Annotated in this window: 13 protein-coding genes; 4 read left to right on the top strand and 9 right to left on the bottom strand. The window is 65.6% G+C overall.

Features of this window, described 5'->3' with window-relative positions; all coding sequences use genetic code 11:
- Positions 1-176 precede the first annotated feature (176 nt).
- Positions 177-803, bottom strand: a complete 627-nt coding sequence (rdfA, locus tag GT355_RS10685; RefSeq protein ID WP_120074126.1) for a rod-determining factor RdfA — start codon at positions 801-803, stop codon at positions 177-179.
- A gap of 698 nt (positions 804-1,501) precedes the next feature.
- Between rdfA and GT355_RS10680 the strand changes: the two genes are divergently transcribed.
- Positions 1,502-2,269, top strand: a complete 768-nt coding sequence (locus GT355_RS10680) for an HpcH/HpaI aldolase family protein (protein WP_120074124.1) — start codon at positions 1,502-1,504, stop codon at positions 2,267-2,269.
- Positions 2,270-2,297: 28 nt separating this feature from the next.
- On the opposite strand, the gene gfo6 is transcribed toward GT355_RS10680, so the two are convergent.
- Together gfo6 and GT355_RS10670 are read right to left on the bottom strand one after the other, a co-directional pair.
- Positions 2,298-3,377: a D-xylose 1-dehydrogenase Gfo6 gene (gene gfo6, locus GT355_RS10675; RefSeq protein WP_160134626.1), complete on the bottom strand. Its 1,080-nt coding sequence runs from the start codon at positions 3,375-3,377 to the stop codon at positions 2,298-2,300.
- A gap of 89 nt (positions 3,378-3,466) precedes the next feature.
- Entirely contained in the window at positions 3,467-4,642 is a 1,176-nt protein-coding gene (locus tag GT355_RS10670; protein WP_160134625.1) for a mandelate racemase/muconate lactonizing enzyme family protein, read from the bottom strand.
- A gap of 129 nt (positions 4,643-4,771) precedes the next feature.
- On the opposite strand from GT355_RS10670, the gene GT355_RS10665 reads away from it, so the two are divergent.
- From GT355_RS10665 to GT355_RS10655, 3 genes are all read left to right on the top strand, one after another.
- Complete coding sequence (locus GT355_RS10665; protein WP_160134624.1) at positions 4,772-6,004, top strand: mandelate racemase/muconate lactonizing enzyme family protein; 1,233 nt, start codon at positions 4,772-4,774, stop codon at positions 6,002-6,004.
- A 54-nt stretch (positions 6,005-6,058) separates the two neighbouring features.
- Positions 6,059-6,571, top strand: a complete 513-nt coding sequence (locus tag GT355_RS10660; protein WP_160134623.1) for a helix-turn-helix domain-containing protein — start codon at positions 6,059-6,061, stop codon at positions 6,569-6,571.
- Between the two features lie 570 nt (positions 6,572-7,141).
- Positions 7,142-8,545, top strand: coding sequence for a dihydroorotase (locus tag GT355_RS10655; protein WP_160134622.1), 1,404 nt, complete (start codon positions 7,142-7,144; stop codon positions 8,543-8,545).
- Between the two features lie 21 nt (positions 8,546-8,566).
- On the opposite strand, the gene GT355_RS10650 is transcribed toward GT355_RS10655, so the two are convergent.
- From GT355_RS10650 to GT355_RS10625, 6 genes are all read right to left on the bottom strand, one after another.
- Positions 8,567-9,598, bottom strand: a complete 1,032-nt coding sequence (locus GT355_RS10650) for an LLM class flavin-dependent oxidoreductase (RefSeq protein WP_160134621.1) — start codon at positions 9,596-9,598, stop codon at positions 8,567-8,569.
- Positions 9,595-10,830, bottom strand: a complete 1,236-nt coding sequence (locus GT355_RS10645; protein ID WP_160134620.1) for a M20 family metallo-hydrolase — start codon at positions 10,828-10,830, stop codon at positions 9,595-9,597. Before GT355_RS10645 ends, GT355_RS10650 begins: the two co-directional genes overlap by 4 nt.
- Before the next feature lie 139 nt (positions 10,831-10,969).
- Positions 10,970-11,410 (bottom strand): hypothetical protein, encoded by a 441-nt coding sequence (locus GT355_RS10640; protein ID WP_160134619.1) that lies wholly within the window; start codon positions 11,408-11,410, stop codon positions 10,970-10,972.
- Positions 11,410-12,942, bottom strand: coding sequence for a uracil-xanthine permease family protein (locus tag GT355_RS10635; RefSeq protein WP_192928004.1), 1,533 nt, complete (start codon positions 12,940-12,942; stop codon positions 11,410-11,412). Before GT355_RS10635 ends, GT355_RS10640 begins: the two co-directional genes overlap by 1 nt.
- A 128-nt stretch (positions 12,943-13,070) precedes the next feature.
- A complete protein-coding gene (locus tag GT355_RS10630) occupies positions 13,071-14,132 on the bottom strand; it encodes a TIGR03842 family LLM class F420-dependent oxidoreductase (RefSeq protein ID WP_160134618.1) in 1,062 nt (353 codons plus the stop codon).
- A gap of 160 nt (positions 14,133-14,292) precedes the next feature.
- Positions 14,293-15,768: a CoA-acylating methylmalonate-semialdehyde dehydrogenase gene (locus GT355_RS10625; RefSeq protein WP_160134617.1), complete on the bottom strand. Its 1,476-nt coding sequence runs from the start codon at positions 15,766-15,768 to the stop codon at positions 14,293-14,295.
- Positions 15,769-15,878 lie beyond the last annotated feature (110 nt).

Genomic DNA, 15,878 nt, shown 5'->3' with positions numbered 1-15,878 from the left:
CCGAGACTACTACCGAACCGCTACAAACATCGAGGTCGGGGAGCAAAAGACGAGTGAATTCTTCTGACGACAGCTGATTCGTTCTTCGTCTAGACCCGACTCGGTCGTCGCCGAAAACCTCCGTCTCGTCCCGTTTCCAGACCCGATAACACAAGTATGGGTGTTACGGCCCGTGCTCACTCGCAGTCGCAGCCGCCGTCGGCGATGAGTTCCCGGGCGGTGGTGTGGGTCCCACAGTCCGCGCAGGTGACGGTGACGTCCACGAAGACGTCGGCGTCGCCGAGGGTGATCTCGTCGGCCGAACGGAGCTGCGAGAGGGTGTTCTCGGTGACCACGACGGTTCGGTTGCGGAGGGCGGCGATGCGCTGTGTCGCCTTCTCGATGTCGTCCTCGTCCGGCTCCGCCGGGCGCTCGACGTCGAGACAGCCCTTCAGGTGACGGTTCACGGTCTGGTAGGAGACGAACGCGGATTCGACCGCCTCGATGTCGACCCCCTGTTTCCGGAGGCGATTGCGGGCCTGGGTTCGGGTCCCGACGCTCACGTCGTCGTCGGTGAGGAGCCGGTAGGTGTTCTCGGCTTCGCCCTCGAGGACGTCCATCCCGTTTCGCTCCATCGCGGCCCGGAGCAGGCGGCGATTGAAGTGGGTCGCAAGCCGTCGGAGGCTGTACCGTTCCTCCTCGCGCGTCCAGAGCTCCCCGAGCTCCTCGGCGATGTCGCCGAGGTCGTACTCGACCGCGATCCGGTCGATCTTGCACGTCCGCTCGTCGCTCTCGGCTCTCGACGCCGTGCTCGATTGCTGCATTCGTCCTCCCTTCGGCGGTGCGCTATTTAACCCTTGTCGGCGCCGACGCCGAACCGGTCGCCGGCGGACGACCCCATCCTGGCCTGACGAACTCGTCGAAACGATCGGTGACGCCACCGTGCGTCGAATCCATCGTATTCGTTATGGATGAACGCCGCTCGACTACTGTGGGGTTCCCTTCTCGGGTTCGGCACCGATCTTCGCCCCTTATCCTCGATCTTCTCCCGAAAGACGAGCGACGATCGTTCGATATCGGGTCTAATTCGGTGCTGACGTTCGATCCTTCGAAATTCAGGACTGTCGAACTCGATCGATCCGATGAGATCCCCTCGGACGACGGCCGGCGATGCGCCGTATCACGACCTGTACCGGCACTCGCTTCCGAGCGCACGCCCCCTCTATACCCTCACCAGTCGCTCCGTCACTACTCCCCCATACTGACTCCCGTTTCGAACCCGACTGCGGCGTTCTCGATCGATGAACGAAACTTCATTTGGTGAAACTACATCGCTTTCAGCACGCTGAGCGTTCTTCATCGTGGAACTGCGCGTCACGTTCTTCGGTAGAACCGACTAGTTTCGGCTGCTCTACCCCTCCCCCAAAACGACCGACCCCCCACACAGGAACCGCGGGGGATCGATACGGGTCAGCGTCGGTCCACCGGGCGTTTCTTATCCCCTCGAAGAGGAGGAGGGGGTATGCTAACGAACTCGATCCGCGACCGGCTTCGGGACGGCGAGGTGGCCGTCGGGACCTTCCAGCTCCTCGACTCCGCGATGGTCTCCGAGATGGTGGGCGTCGCCGGGATGGACTTCGTGGTCTACGACCAGGAACACGGCCCGCTGACCGCCGAGACCACGCTCGACCTCTCGGCCGCGGCCCAGAACGCGGGCGTCGCCCCGCTCGTGCGGGTCCGCGCCAACGAGGAGGCCGAGATCCAGCGCGCGCTCGACCTCGGTGCCGCGGGCGTCCAAGTCCCCCAGGTCGAGACCCGTGCCGACGCCGAGGCGGCGGTCGAGGCCGCCCGGTTCGACCCGCTCGGCAGTCGCGGGCTCTCCCAGTACGTCCGCGCTGGCGAGTACGTCGGGAGCGACACCTACACCGAGGACCAGAACGAACGGACCCTGCTCGTCGTCCAGGTCGAGGGCGAGCGCGGCGTCGAGAACATCGACGAGATCCTCGCGGTCGAGGGGATCGACGTGGTCTTCCTGGGTCCGTACGACCTCTCGCAGTCGCTGGGGATCCCCGGGGAAGTCACCGACGATCGGGTCGTCGAGCTGATGAACCACGTCTGCGAGCGGGCCGCCGAGGCCGACGTCGTCGTCGGCGCGTTCGCCGACACCCCCGAGATCGCGAACCGCTGGATCGAGGCCGGCGTGCAGTACGTCACCCTCGGCGTCGAGGTCGGGCTCTTTACCGACCACCTCGCGGACGTCACCGACGCGGTCGACCGGGAGACCGAGTAACGCCGACGAACCCTCTCCAAAAGCTCCCTTATCGCCCGACGTCGACCGTTCCACCTGTTTCGGTGGCCTCGTGGATGGCCTCGACGACCTGGAGGTCGACCAGACCGTGCTCGCCGTCGGGGTCGACCGGCGCGTCGGTGAGGAGCCGGTCGGCGAAGTAGTCGAACTCCTCGCGCATCTCCTCGACGGCCCCGAACTCCTCGCGGTCGAAGTCCACCGAGCGGCCGTCGCGGGCGATACGGAGACGACACTCGCCGTGGAAGGCGGGCCGGAACTCGATCTGGCCCTCGGTGCCGGTGACCACCAGCTGGGAGTCGTTGTGCGCGTTCTGGGTGGCGGTCGAGACCATCTCGACGCCGTCGAAGTCGAGCATGAACGCGGCGCGCTCGTCGTCGAGCCCCTCGAAGGCGTCGTGCTCGGTCGCGAGCATCGACTGCACCGCGACGGGGTCGCGGTCGAGGAGGTAGCGTGCGGTGTTGATCGAGTAGATCCCGAGATCCATCACGCTCGTCCCGTACCCGGTCAGGTCGGGGGTGAGCCGCCACTGGTCGGTGTCGGGGATCATCTCGAGGAGCGGCTGGGAGTTGTGGCCGTAGACCGAGACGGGGTCGCCGACGAAGCCCGCCTCGATGAGGTCGCGCCCGCGCCGGATCGCGGGGTCGGTCTGCATCCGGTAGGCGATCATCAGCGGGGCGTCCTCACGCTCGCAGGCCTCGACCATCCGCTCGGCGCGCTCGACGCTGGCCTCCATCGGCTTCTCGCAGATGATGCCCTTGTCGAGCTCGGCGGCCGCCTCGACGTACTCCAGGTGGTGGGCGTTCGGGGTGCAGACGTAGACCGCGTCGTACTCCTCGCTCGCCTCGCCCTCGGTGAACTCGTCGTAGGTTATCCCCCGGGAGACGTCGTTCTCCTCGGCGACCCGCTCGGCCTTCTCGTTCGAACTGCTGACTAACACTGTGGTCTCGCCGAACTCGGAGTCGGCGATCGCGGGCATCGCGACGTCGGTGGCCCACCAGCCGAGCCCGACCAGCGCGTAGCGAACCGTTCCGTCGGTCGCCGTCTGCCAGTCCCGCTCCTCGTAGTCGTCGAGCCAGTCTGTGAGTGACATACCCACGTATCATCGGTCGTTCGATAAAAAGGGTTCGCGATACCGAACCGCTACGACCGTCGGGCCGGTCGTGGGGTGCGGGTGTCGGTCTACCGCTTCTCGTCGGCGCGCTCTTCCCAGCCGCTCTCCCAGAGGTCGATGGTGTGGACCTTGTCCTCGGTGTACTCGTGCTCCTCGACGACGTCGTGGTCGAGTTCGATACCGAAGCCGGGGCCCTCCGGGATCTGCATGTAGCCGTCCTCGACGACCAGGGGTTTGTTCATGAGGTCGTCGACCCAGTCGACGTCGTAGGTCTGGAACATCTCCTGGATCCGGAAGTTCGGGATCGAGGTACAGAAGTGGCCGTAGATAGCGCCCGCCACAGGCCCCTGCGGGTTGTGCGGCGCGAGGTCGACGTGGTCGGCCTCGGCGAGGCCGGCGATCTTCTTGCCCTCGGTGATCCCTCCTGTATTCATCAGGTCGGGTTGGAAGAGGTCCACGTCGGTTCGCGTGACGAGTTCGTAGAAGTCGTGTTTCGTCATGTGGCGTTCGCCCGTCGAGACGGGGATCGGCGACTTCCGCGCGACCTCCGCGAGGCTGTTGATCGAGTCCGGGGGGCAGGGCTCCTCGAACCAAGTGGGCTCGAACTCGGCCATCTCGCGGGCGATCTCGACGGCCTGTCCGGCCGAGAAGCGGCCGTGACACTCGATCATGAGGTCGACGTCCGGGCCGACCTGGTCGCGGATCGCGCCGACGATGTTCACCGAATTGTTCTGCTCCTTCCGGGACATCGACTGCCACGCGGTCCCGAAGGGATCGAACTTCATCGCGTCGTAGCCGTCGTCGACGACCTTCTGGGCCTGTTTCGCGAAGCCCTCGGGCGTGTGGCCCGTGTCCTGATACCAGCCGTTCGCGTAGGTCCGAAGCTCCGTTCCGTGGACGGCCCCACCGAGAAGCTCGTAGACGGGCTTGTCGAGGACTTTCCCCTTGATGTCCCAGCAGGCCATGTCGATCGCCGAGCAGACGGTGGTGTTGATGACGCCCTTCGAGAACCACTCGTCGCGGTACATCTCCAGCCAGAGCGCTTCCGTGTCGAAGGGGTCACGCCCGATGAAGAAGTTCGACATCTCGTCGATGGCCGCGGCGACGGTTCGCGGCTTGTCGTGGGTCGTCGCCTCGGCCAGCCCGGTGACACCCTCGTTGGTCTCGACTTCGACGAACACCCAGGGTTTCCAGGGATTCGCGACGAGGTACGTCTCGAAATCCGTGATTTCCAAATCCGACATCGATGGCGATTCCGAGGGCGGTGCTAATAGGTTTTGCTACCTCGTGTCGGTCGGCTCGCGCCGTCTCCCGGAACGAGTGGCGATGCTCCGATCCGTATTTATGCCTCTCCGGTGAACTCACTACCGACGATGGTAGACTACACACAGCTCAGCGACCCGAACGCTGAGTACACGATGCGGGACCTCTCGGGCGATTCGATGGGGATCCAGGACGACGCGTCGATCCGTGACGCCGAGATCACCGACGTCCAGACCGCGATGGTCGACGGCAACTATCCGTGGGTGCTCGTCCGGGTCTACACCGACGCCGGCGTCGTCGGCACCGGCGAGGCCTACTGGGGCGGGGGCGAGACCGCCGTCATCGAGCGAATGCGACCGTTCCTGGTTGGCGAGAACCCCCTCGACATCGACCGGCTCTACGAACACCTGATCCAGAAGATGTCGGGTGAGGGCTCGATCGCGGGCAAAGCCATCTCCTCGATATCGGGCATCGAGATCGCGCTTCACGACCTCGCGGGCAAGCTCCTCGGTGTCCCGGCCTACCAACTTCTCGGAGGAAAGTACCGCGACGAAGTCCGGGTCTACTGTGACTGTCACGCCGGTAACGAGGCCGAACCCGCCTCGAACGCCGAGGAGGCCGAACGCGTCGTCGACGAACTAGGCTACGACGCCATCAAGTTCGACCTCGACGTGCCCTCGGGCGACGAGAAGGACAGAGCAAATCGTCACCTCTCGCCGCGGGACATCGAACACAAGGAAGCGATCGTGCGCGAGGTGCTCGACCGGGTCGGCGACCGCGCCGAGGTGGCCTTCGACTGCCACTGGTCGTACACCGCCGACGGGGCCAAACGCCTCTCCTACGCGCTCGAGGAGTACCCGATCTGGTGGCTCGAGGACCCGATCCCCCCCGAGAACCACGACGTCCAGCGGACGGTCACCCAGGCGACGACCACGCCGGTCGCGACGGGCGAGAACGTCTACCGGACCCACGGGAGCCGTCACCTGGTCGAGAACGAAGCGGTCGACATCCTCACGCCCGACATCCCGCGAGTGGGCGGGATGCGCGAGGGGATGAAGATCGCGAACATGGCGGACGACTACTACATCCCGCTCGCGATGCACAACGTCTCCTCGCCGATCGGCACGATGGCGAGCGCACAGGTCGGGGCGGCGATCCCGAACATGCTGGCGGTCGAGTACCACTCCTACCAGCTCGGCTGGTGGGACGACCTGGTCGAGGAGACGGTGCTCGGAACGGGTCGGCTCCCGATCCCCGACGAGCCTGGTCTCGGGCTCACGCTCGACCTCGACACCGTCGGCGAGCACCTCGTCGCCGGCGAGACCCTCTTCGACGAGGCCTGAAGCGGTTCGAAAACCGGCGAAAACCCTTTACGTATCGTTCGCCTCCCGTCCGCAATGGCACACCTCGAAGACGTCTCGGCGGACGACCTCCGGGAGATCCTCGCGGAGGTGGAGGGAAAACGGGCCACACAGCGTGTGATGGTCGGGCTCAACTACAAGGAGGGGCTCTCACAGCGACGGCTGGCGCGGATGTACGGTCGAACCGAGAAGACGATCTACAACTGGCTCCGTCGGCTCGACCGGCTCGCGGACGAACCCGTCGAGGAAGTGGTGTACGACGCGCCGCGACCGGGTCGCCCGCCGAAACTCGACGACGAACAGCGCGACCGACTCGAAGACGCCCTCAATCGACCGCCGACCGACTTCGGCTACGACCGCTCGACGTGGACGCCGGCGCTCGCGCGCGAGTACATCGCCGAGACGTTCGGCGTCGAGTACGAACTCCGTCGCGTCCGGGAACTCATGAGCGAAGCGGGGCTCTCCTACAGGACGGTCCGGACGGGGGGCGCGGCTTCCGCTCCGACGGAAACCGACACCGAGCCCGGGAAGAAACGCTGGACGAACTGACGCTGTCATCCAACGAACTGTAATCACTTAATGCTGGTACGACACCGGCGTCGACCGTTCCGTTCCTTCGTCGTCGCCCTTTCTTCCGGTAGTCAGAAGTACGAACTCGCGCCTCGCTCGCGGGACGGTGACTTCGTCGTCGATTTCCTCGGGACGAAACGACGTCGGATATCCATTTCAGGTCGACTATTCGAAGATTAACGATCCCGGAGACGCAATTACTTCTGATCGGAAGTCTGTAATGGACCTATGATTGTTACGTCGATACTAGTGGTATTAAGACATTAGACGACGATCTGGCTACTAACCGGTACGAAGTTCGAACTTGATCGAATTTAGGGGAACGAATTTCAACACTATCCTCGATCGCCGAAGAACGGTTCGTACGTTCGTCCCCGAGGTCCGCTCGTCCTCGTGGTCACCGCTTCGTTCGGTCCGCCCGACCACCGGTCGCGGTAGCCTCCTTCCGATCTTCGTTCCATCGTGGCGGCTCGTTTCCACACCGACCCTCGATCCGCCATCCAGTGTGGGGATCACAAATTTTATACCCGTGCCATGGTCTCACTGTGCATGGTTGTAGACCGCTGCATCACCGGCGGAACGGTCGTCACTGCCGAGGGGCGCACCGAGACTGGCATCGCCATCGACGAGGGTCGCATCGTCGCCATCGGGGACCCCGAGAACCTGCCCGAGGCGGCCGAAACCGTCGACGCGACCGGCCAGTTGGTCATGCCCGGCGCGGTCGACGTCCACGTCCACGTCGACGACATGTTTTCGGTGGACAGCTACGAGACGGCGACGAGCGCGGCCGCCGCCGGCGGGACGACCACTTACATCGACTTCGCCTGGCAGGCCTGGGCCGGCGACCTCAGCATCTGGGACGAGCCGGGGACGCTCCTCGACGGCGTCGAACGCAAGCGGGAGAAGGGCGCGGACGCGCTGATCGACTACGGCCTCCACGGCGCGATCACGCGCGAGGACCCCGCCGTCTTCGACGAGCTCGCCGACGTGATCGACGCCGGCGTCTCGTCGTTCAAGATGTTCACCACCTACGAACACGGCCTCTCGAACGGCTTCATGCACCGGGCGATGGCGCACATCGCGGACGAGGGCGCGGTCGGCGTCTTCCACACCGAGGACGACTCGCTCGTCGACCACCTCAACGCGCAGTTCAAGGCGGAGGGCAAGGGCGACCCCGAGTGGTATCCGAAGTCGCGGCCCGACTACGTCGAGGCGATGGCGGCCGACGACGCGGTCCGGATGGCGCTCGAAACGGGATTGCAGTACTACGGGATCCACACCTCCTGTCGCGCGGCCGCCGACGTGATCGACTCGTACCAGGTGGACGGCAGCCAGATCCGCACCGAGACCTGCACCCACTACTGCACGCTCGACGACAGCATCTTCGCGGAGCTGGGCAACCTCCCGATGATCGCCCCGCCGATCCGGAAACCCGACGACATCGAAGCGATGTTCGAGTACATCAAATCCGGTACTATCGGCGTCGTCTCGACCGACCACTGTGGCTATCGCCTCGACCAGAAGGAGGTCGAGCACTGGTGGGACAGCGCCTTCGGCGCGAACGCGCTCCAGGTCAGTTTGCCGGTCTTCTACGACGAGGCCGTCAATCGCCGCGGGCTCGACCCGGAACTCGTCGTCGAGGTGATGGCTACCAACCCCGCCCGAACGTTCGGCCTCACCCAAAAAGGGACCCTCGAACCCGGTACCGACGCCGACATCGTCCTCCTCGACCCCGAAGAGACCTACGCGATCGACCCGGCGAACAACCACTCGGTCTCGGAGTTCTCGATCTACGAGGGGCGCGAGGTCCAGGCCCGCGTGAAGAAGACCTTCGTCAGGGGCGAGCTCGTGGCCGACGACGGCGAAATAGTCGGTGAACCGGGCCACGGCGAGTTCGTCGCGCGCGAGGTCCCCGATTGGGGCCCGGCGGGCCACACTCGGACTGCGGAGTAGGAAGGAACAACTCCCCGAATTCTACGACGCTTTGTGCTCGGCGAAGACGTCGATGACTTCCTCGACGTTGTCACCGAGCGAGTAGACCACCGGCTCGGTACAGCCCGCCTCGCAGTACTCCCCGACGCGTTCGACCACGTCCTCGGGTGTCCCGGCCGCCACGACGTTCGTCACGACGTCGTCGTCGACGAGTCGGGACGCGCGTTCGATGTCCGCCTCCTTCGCCGGCCAGCTTCCGAGTTCTTCTTTGATCTCCTCGCCGCGTTCGGGGTCGATGCCGCAGGCCTTCCGGATGTGGGGCTGCTGGCCGATGTACTGGGTCACGAGGTGGCGGGCGTTCTCGACGGCGGCATCGTAGTCCTCGTCCATCGAGACGGCGATGAGCTGTGGTCGGTCGATGTCCGCGAGCGTGCCGCCCTGTTTTTCGATCCCCTCTTCGAGCTTCTCGACCCCGAGTTCGTTGTGCTCCGGGGGGATGAGGTAGTTCATGAACACCCCGCCGCAGACCCCGAGACCGACGAGCTCCCCAGTCAGTTTGTGCATCGTCGGGCCGGTCGCGCCGACGTAGATCGGGACGTCGCGGGCGTCGGCGTTCGAGCGCACGAGGTCGAGTTCGATGTTCTCGACCGAGAGCGTGTCGCCCTCGTAGGTCACGTTCTCGAGGTCGAGCAGTCGCTTCGTGACGGTACAGTACTCCCACATCCGCCGGAGCGGATTTTCCCTGTCGATCCCGACGTTGCTCGCGAGCGGGTCCCACCACGCGCCGATCCCGAGTTTCATTCGTCCCCCGGAGAGTTCGTCGAGCGTCGAGAAGGTCTGGGCCATCAGCGCGACGTTTCGGGTGTAGCAGTTCGTCACCCCCGGCGCGATGTCGATCTCGTCGGTGACCTGGGTGTAGGCCCCCATCACGGTCATCGCGTCGCGTACGAGCCGGGATTCGCCCTGCCAGACCGAATCCAATCCCTGTTCTTCGGCGTACTGTGCGTAGTGGAGTTCCTCGGCGATGTCCGGGCGCTCCCAGTTCCAGATCCCGACCCGGTCGAACGTCGTCATGGTTCCTCCGTCGCGAGGTCGTAGGCCGCGTTGACCGTGGTCGTCACGGCGGCGTGGCAGTCGTCCCAACTGGTGTGTTCGGCCTCGTTGTGGCTCTTGCCGTCGTCGCTGACCGCGAACACCATGCCGGTGTCCATCAGCGACGTCATGTGGGTCGCGTCGTGGCCCGCGCCGCTGAAGATGTACCGCGAGTCGTAGCCCGCGTCGTCGGCCGCCCCCGCGACCGCCTCGACGCACTGGTCGGCGAACTCGACCGACGGCGCACGCATCCGCTCCTCGTGCTCCCACTCGACACCCTCGCGCTCGGCGGCCGCCTCCGCCTCCGCCAGCACGCGCTGGTAGGCCTCCTCGACGATCTCGTCGGAGGGGTCACGGAAGCCCCAGGTGAAGGTGACCTCGCCGGGGATGATGTTGATCGAGTTCGGGCTGGCGTCGATGTAGCCCGTCGAGCCGACCGTGCGCTCGCCGAGGGTCCCCGGGATCCGCCGGATCTGCGTGATGACGTCGGCGGCCGGCACCAGCGCGTCCCGACGGTACTCCATCGGCGTCGGCCCCGTGTGGTCGGCCTCGCCGTAGAAGGTGATCGCACCCCACGTGAACCCCACCACGCCGGTGACGACGCCGACGTCGTGGCCGCCCTCCTCCAGGTAGGGCCCCTGCTCGATGTGGAGTTCGAGGTAGGCCTCGTACTCCTCGGTGGGCTCGGCCGGCACGTCGCCCTTGTAGCCGATGCGTTCGAGTTCGTCCTCGAACCGGTGCCCGTCCTCGTCGGTCTGGTCGTACTCTTCTTCGAGGTCGTGAACGCCGGCCCAGATCCCGCTGCCCTGCATCGCGGGCTGGTAGCGCGAGCCCTCCTCGTTGGTCCAGTTGACGACCTCCACGGGATGGTCGGTCTCGATACCCTCGGTTTCGAGACAGCGAACGAATTCGAGCGCGGCGACCACGCCCAGCTGGCCGTCGTAGATCCCGCCGTAGGGCTGGGAGTCCATGTGCGAGCCCACGAGGACGGTGGGGAGGTCCGCGGTCCCCTCGCGCCGGCCGAACATGTTGCCCGCCGCGTCGACCCGGACGTCGAGGTTCAGGTCCTCCATCTCGTCGCGAAGCCAGTCGCGGACCGCCCGGTCCTCGTCCGAGAGCGTCAGCCGGTGGAGCCCGCCGTTCTCGGTCGCGCCGATCGCGGCCTGGGCTTGCATCGTCTCGACGAGCCGCTCCTTGTCGACATCGAGTCGCATGTTACCACGACAGACACCGGCCTCTTAAGCTTTCCTCACCGGCGTACACCTCACCACGGCTTCGGGCTCCGTTCCCCGTTCGATGCCGTCGAAAACCACGTCATCGGTCGCTTTCACCGACTCGTCCTCCCGGAACCCCTCACTCGATCCGGTCGGCGAGCCGTTCGTGACACCGCTTCGGGTGGGTTGGATACACCGTGAGTGGCCCGTCGTTCCCGACGTGGACCGAGAGCGCGTACCGCTTTCGATAGGTTCGATAGAGACTCAACAGCCCGGCGACCGCGAAACCGACCCCGACGAGCGGGTTCCGGGTCGCCGCGACGTAGCCACCGACGCCGACGAGCAGGAGGCTCATCACGACGAGGTCCCACTCGATCGCTCGGAGCGTGATCCGTGTGATGTCCTCGTCGCGGATCTTCACCTTTCCGTCGCGCTTCACGTAGAGACCGTCGTTCCCGTAGCCCAGCCAGCCACCGTTCCGGAGCGAAGTCCGCGTGATGGCGACCTCGTCCTGGTCGGTGGAGTCCGGTGACTGTTGGCCCGGTTCGGCGACCCCGGTCGCGTCGCCTGCCTGCGCCATCAGTCGTCACCCGTTCCGCTGCCCCGGTTCGAAAGGAACCGCTCGTGGGCGGGTTCGAAGGCGTTCTCGTCCTCGGTGATCTCCTCCCAGGCGGTGAGGCCGCGCTCCTCCTTGGTGCCGGGGATCGTGTTGTCGAGGACGAACGCCGCGATCCCGCCGACCGCGATCTCGGTTCCGAGCACGATCCCGATGGTGTTCGCGACCTCCGGGATCCCGAGCACCGGACCCAGCAGCGGCACGTTCGCGAGGCCGGCCTGAAGTGTCACGCCCGAGGCGGCCTCGACGTTCGCGATGTATTGGGGGATCGAGAGCCCCGCGAACAGCCCGAAGCCAACGACGAACACGTTCCGATTCTGGTTCATGTCGACGTGCTGGAGCTGTGAGAGCCCCACGCCGACGATCTGGGCGAACATCGCGAGGAAGAGCCCGCCGACGATCGGGTCCGGGATCGTGGTCACGAACGCCCCGAAGTAGCCGACGTAGCCGACGACGATCATCACGAGCGCGCCGATCTGGACGACGTACCGGGAGGCGACACCCGTGATCCCGATCGCGCCGACGTTCTCGGTGTAGGAGGTCGAGCCGTTGCCGGTGCCCATGATCCCCGCGAAGACGTTGCCGAGCCCCTCCATCCCGAGGCCGTGGTTGATCCGCTTCTTGTTGGGTGCGCCCTCGCCGGCCATCCGCGCGACGGAGTGGTAGTCCCCGAAGCTCTCGATCGCGGAGGCCAACATCCCGGCGAGCATCCCGACGACGAACGACCCGGTGAACAGCGGCATGCCCCACTGGAAGGGCACGATCGCGCGGATCGGTGGCGCGGCCGCGACCGGACTCAGGTCGACGACGTTCGCCACGCCCGCGAGCGTGACCACGAGCGCGATCAGGTAGGCCGTTCCGAGCCCGAGCAACACGGGGAAGAGTTTGAACACCTCGGCGTAGTTGTTCAGATACTGCGAGAAGAGCACGATCAGTGCGAGCGTCAGCCCCGCGAGGTACCAGTTCTGGTTCGCGGACGTGATCTGGCCCACGCTGAGGAGTGCGAGCCCGATGAGGCCGATCACGACCGCGATCACGATCGGACCCATGTACTTCTTCAGCCGGCCGAACACCCCGAAGTAGCCGATCGCCACCTCGGCGAGCCCGGCGACGATCACCGCGCCCTGGAGCTGGCGTATCATCACCTCCGGCGGTGCGTTGCTCGCCGCGAGCACGCCGATGATCGCGAGCGCCGGCCCGAGCATCGAGAAGGTCCCCCCTTGCACGATCGGGTAGCGGTTCCCGATCGTGGTCTGGGCGAGCGTGGCGACGCCCGAGACGACGAAGAAGGTCCCCACGAGCTGGGCGGTCTGGGCCGCGTCGAACCCGAGCGCCCCCGCGAGAACCAGTGGAATCGCGATCGTCGAGCCGATCATCGTCATCCAGTGTTGGACGCCGAGGAGTATCGACCGCCCCAGCGGGGGCTTGTCGTCGACCCCGTATATCACCATCCCCGACTCGATATCGGTGTTCGTCGTACTATCCCCTTCAGACATGGAGCTTTTCCACCCTGTCCCCTCGTTCGCTGGTCGGTTGTCGGTCGTTCATGCGATGATAGTGGCTGTTTTGAGACCGACTTATTCTTTTGGGTTGTGATCCCCGTTCGGGCGAACCCAGCCGTGCGTCACGATTCGATCCCCGCGTCGGCGTACTCCTTGCCGTCGGTGAACGCCGGCAGTACCTCTCTCCCGTAGGTCTCGACGTGTCTGGCCTCCTCGCCGGACATGAGGTAGATGTTGAACTGGTCCACGCCTCGTGCTTCGAGCTCTTCGAGCTTCTCGATGTGGTCTTCGGGCGTGCCGAGCACGCAGAAGCGGTCGATCATCTGGTCCGGGATCCAGTCGAGGTGGTCGGCGTCCTGTTCGGCGTGTTCCGAGTAATCGTAGCCACCCTCCGCGCCCTCGCCCTTCCGGCCCTCGATGTAGGTCGTCAGCTCCTCGGGGAGCTGGTCGCCCTTGTGATGTGTGTCGACGAGGTCGGCGACGTGGTTGCCGACCATCGCGAGGAACCAGCGGAGCCTGTCGCGCGCCTCGTCTACGTCCTCGCCCACCCAGACCGGCGCACACGACATGATCCGGATCTCCTCGGGGTCGCGGCCGTGTTTGCGCGCGCCCTCGCGGATCTGGTCGACGAACCAGCCCACGAGGTAGGGATCGGAGATCTGGAGGATCACGCCGTCGGCGGTCTTGCCGGCGAGTTCGAGCATCCTCGGGCCGTAGGCCGCAACCCACGTCACGAGCTCGGTGTCGGTCCAGGTCAGCTCGATCTCGTTGCCGGTGTTCGGGTGTTCGATCGGCTCGCCTCGGTGGAGGTCGCGGATGTAGTCCACCTGTGTCTCGAACTCGTGCCACGGCACCGGCTGTTCGCCGAGCATTCGCAGCGAGCTGTCGCCACGCCCGATGCCGAGCTCCGCCCGGCCGCCCGAGAGCTGGTTCAGCCCCGCGAACGCGCTGGCGGTCACCGAGACGTCCCGTACTTTGGGGTTGGTGACCAGCGTTCCCGTCTTTATCCGGTCCGTGTTTTCGAGCAACTGTGCCATCTGCGGGTAGGGGTCCTTCCAGAGGACGTGGGAGTCGTAGAACCAGCCGTAGTCGAACCCCGCGTCCTCCGCGAGCCCCGCGAGCGCCACCGTTCGTTCCGGCGAGACGTCACCCTTGAACGTCACCGCGAACTCGTCGAGTGTCATACGGTCACACGACTCGTTTCGTTCGTAATATGTCTACCGATCCACCGAATCTCTCGCTAAACGTTCGTCAAGAACCGAGAAATTTGGATTTCGTTTGTATCCTCCCCCGAAACGCTGGCCGGATCGGGGAGGGTGGAACGCGAATCGTTCCCGTCCGCGCTCAGGCGTCGGGCCAGCGCTCGATGTAGACCGTCTCGTCGGTGTAGAAGCGGATCATGTCGTCACCCTGGGCGTGGAGGTCGCCGAAGAAGGAGTCCTTCCGGCCGCCGAAGTGGAAGAAGGCCATCGGGGCGGCGGTGCCGGCGTTCACACCGAGGTTGCCGACGTCGGCCTCGTGGCGAGCTTTGCGGGCGTCGGCCCCGCTCCCCGTGAAGAGGCTCGCGGCGTTGCCGAAGGCACTCCGATTGAGGACCTCGATCGCCTCGTCGATGTCGGCCACCGGGAGGAGTCCCAACACCGGCCCGAAGATCTCCTCGCGCGCGATGGTCGCGTCGGGGTCGACGTCACCGAAGACGGTCGGCCCGAGGAAGTTGCCATCGGGGTATCCTTCGACCTCGACGTCGCGACCGTCAAGCAGGAGGTCGGCCCCCTCGTCGACCCCCGTCGCGATCATCTCCCGAACGCGTTCCTCGTGTTCGGGGCTGATCAGCGCGCCGATGTCCGTGCCGTCGTCGAGGCCGTAACCGACGACCTGGTCCTCGGCCTCCGCGACGACGCGCTCGGTGAACTCGTCGTAGACCGACTCGTCGACCACGACGACGTCGTTCGCGAGGCACCGTTCGCCGCCGCAGGCGAACGCCGACGAGATGGTCTTTTTCGCCGCGAAGTCGAGGTCGGCCGACTCGGCCACGATGATGTGGTTCTTCGCGCCGCCCTGGGCCTGCGCGCGCTTGCCGTTCGCCGCCGCCCGCTCGTAGATGGTGCGCGCGACGGGCGTCGAGCCGACGAACGAGACCCCCTCGATCCCGTCGTGGTCGAGGAGCTCGTTCACGGTGTCGACGCCGCCGTTGACGAGCTGGACGACGCCATCGGGAAAGCCCGCCTCGTCGAGGAGTTCGAACAGGCGCTGGGCGACTACCGGGTCCTGTTCGCTGGGTTTGAGGATGAACGAGTTGCCGGTCGCCACGGCGTAGGGCAGGAACCAGAGCGGGATCATCCCCGGGAAGTTGAACGGGGTGATCGCCGCGAAGACGCCGAGCGGTTTGCGGACCGCGGTCTCGTCGATGCCGGGCGCGGCGTTCGGGAGGTGGCCCGCCTGCATCATCGAGGGGATCCCGCAGGCGACCTCGACGTTCTCGATCCCGCGGCGGAGCTCGCCCTTGGCCTCGCCGAGCGTCTTGCCGTGCTCTTGAACCAGCACTTCCGCGAGTTCGTCGTGGTGGTCCTCCAGCAGGGTCTTGAGCTTGAACAGCGGCTGGATCCGCTCCTCGACGGGCGTCTTCCGCCACGTCTCGAACGCCGCTTCGCCGGCCGCGACGGCCTCGTCGACGTCGGCCGCCGAACTGAAGCCGACCGTCGAGACCGTCTCGTTGGTTGCAGGATTGACGACCTCGCGACCCTCCTCGGATGGCGCGGTCCAGTCGCCGTCGATGTAGTTCGGTACGTCGTCCCACGGCGGGGTGGTATCGAGCGTCATGCGATGTGCGTGAGTGTGTCCACCTCGACATAAACCTTTCCGACAGCGTTCGTTCGAGCCCCGAATCCATCGACTCCTGTTTTACTGTTCTCCCAGAAATCGTCGTTCGT

Source organism: Halococcus salsus (assembly GCF_009900715.1).
Taxonomy (GTDB): domain Archaea; phylum Halobacteriota; class Halobacteria; order Halobacteriales; family Halococcaceae; genus Halococcus; species Halococcus salsus.
This window is presented reverse-complemented; position numbering and strand designations above follow the sequence as displayed.

Coding starts and splice junctions, on each gene's coding strand:
- rdfA (WP_120074126.1), bottom strand. CDS start 803: ATGCAGCAATCGAGCACGGCGTCGAGAGCCGAGAGCGACGAGCGGACG.
- GT355_RS10680 (WP_120074124.1), top strand. CDS start 1,502: ATGCTAACGAACTCGATCCGCGACCGGCTTCGGGACGGCGAGGTGGCC.
- gfo6 (WP_160134626.1), bottom strand. CDS start 3,377: ATGTCACTCACAGACTGGCTCGACGACTACGAGGAGCGGGACTGGCAG.
- GT355_RS10670 (WP_160134625.1), bottom strand. CDS start 4,642: ATGTCGGATTTGGAAATCACGGATTTCGAGACGTACCTCGTCGCGAAT.
- GT355_RS10665 (WP_160134624.1), top strand. CDS start 4,772: ATGGTAGACTACACACAGCTCAGCGACCCGAACGCTGAGTACACGATG.
- GT355_RS10660 (WP_160134623.1), top strand. CDS start 6,059: ATGGCACACCTCGAAGACGTCTCGGCGGACGACCTCCGGGAGATCCTC.
- GT355_RS10655 (WP_160134622.1), top strand. CDS start 7,142: ATGGTTGTAGACCGCTGCATCACCGGCGGAACGGTCGTCACTGCCGAG.
- GT355_RS10650 (WP_160134621.1), bottom strand. CDS start 9,598: ATGACGACGTTCGACCGGGTCGGGATCTGGAACTGGGAGCGCCCGGAC.
- GT355_RS10645 (WP_160134620.1), bottom strand. CDS start 10,830: ATGCGACTCGATGTCGACAAGGAGCGGCTCGTCGAGACGATGCAAGCC.
- GT355_RS10640 (WP_160134619.1), bottom strand. CDS start 11,410: ATGGCGCAGGCAGGCGACGCGACCGGGGTCGCCGAACCGGGCCAACAG.
- GT355_RS10635 (WP_192928004.1), bottom strand. CDS start 12,942: ATGTCTGAAGGGGATAGTACGACGAACACCGATATCGAGTCGGGGATG.
- GT355_RS10630 (WP_160134618.1), bottom strand. CDS start 14,132: ATGACACTCGACGAGTTCGCGGTGACGTTCAAGGGTGACGTCTCGCCG.
- GT355_RS10625 (WP_160134617.1), bottom strand. CDS start 15,768: ATGACGCTCGATACCACCCCGCCGTGGGACGACGTACCGAACTACATC.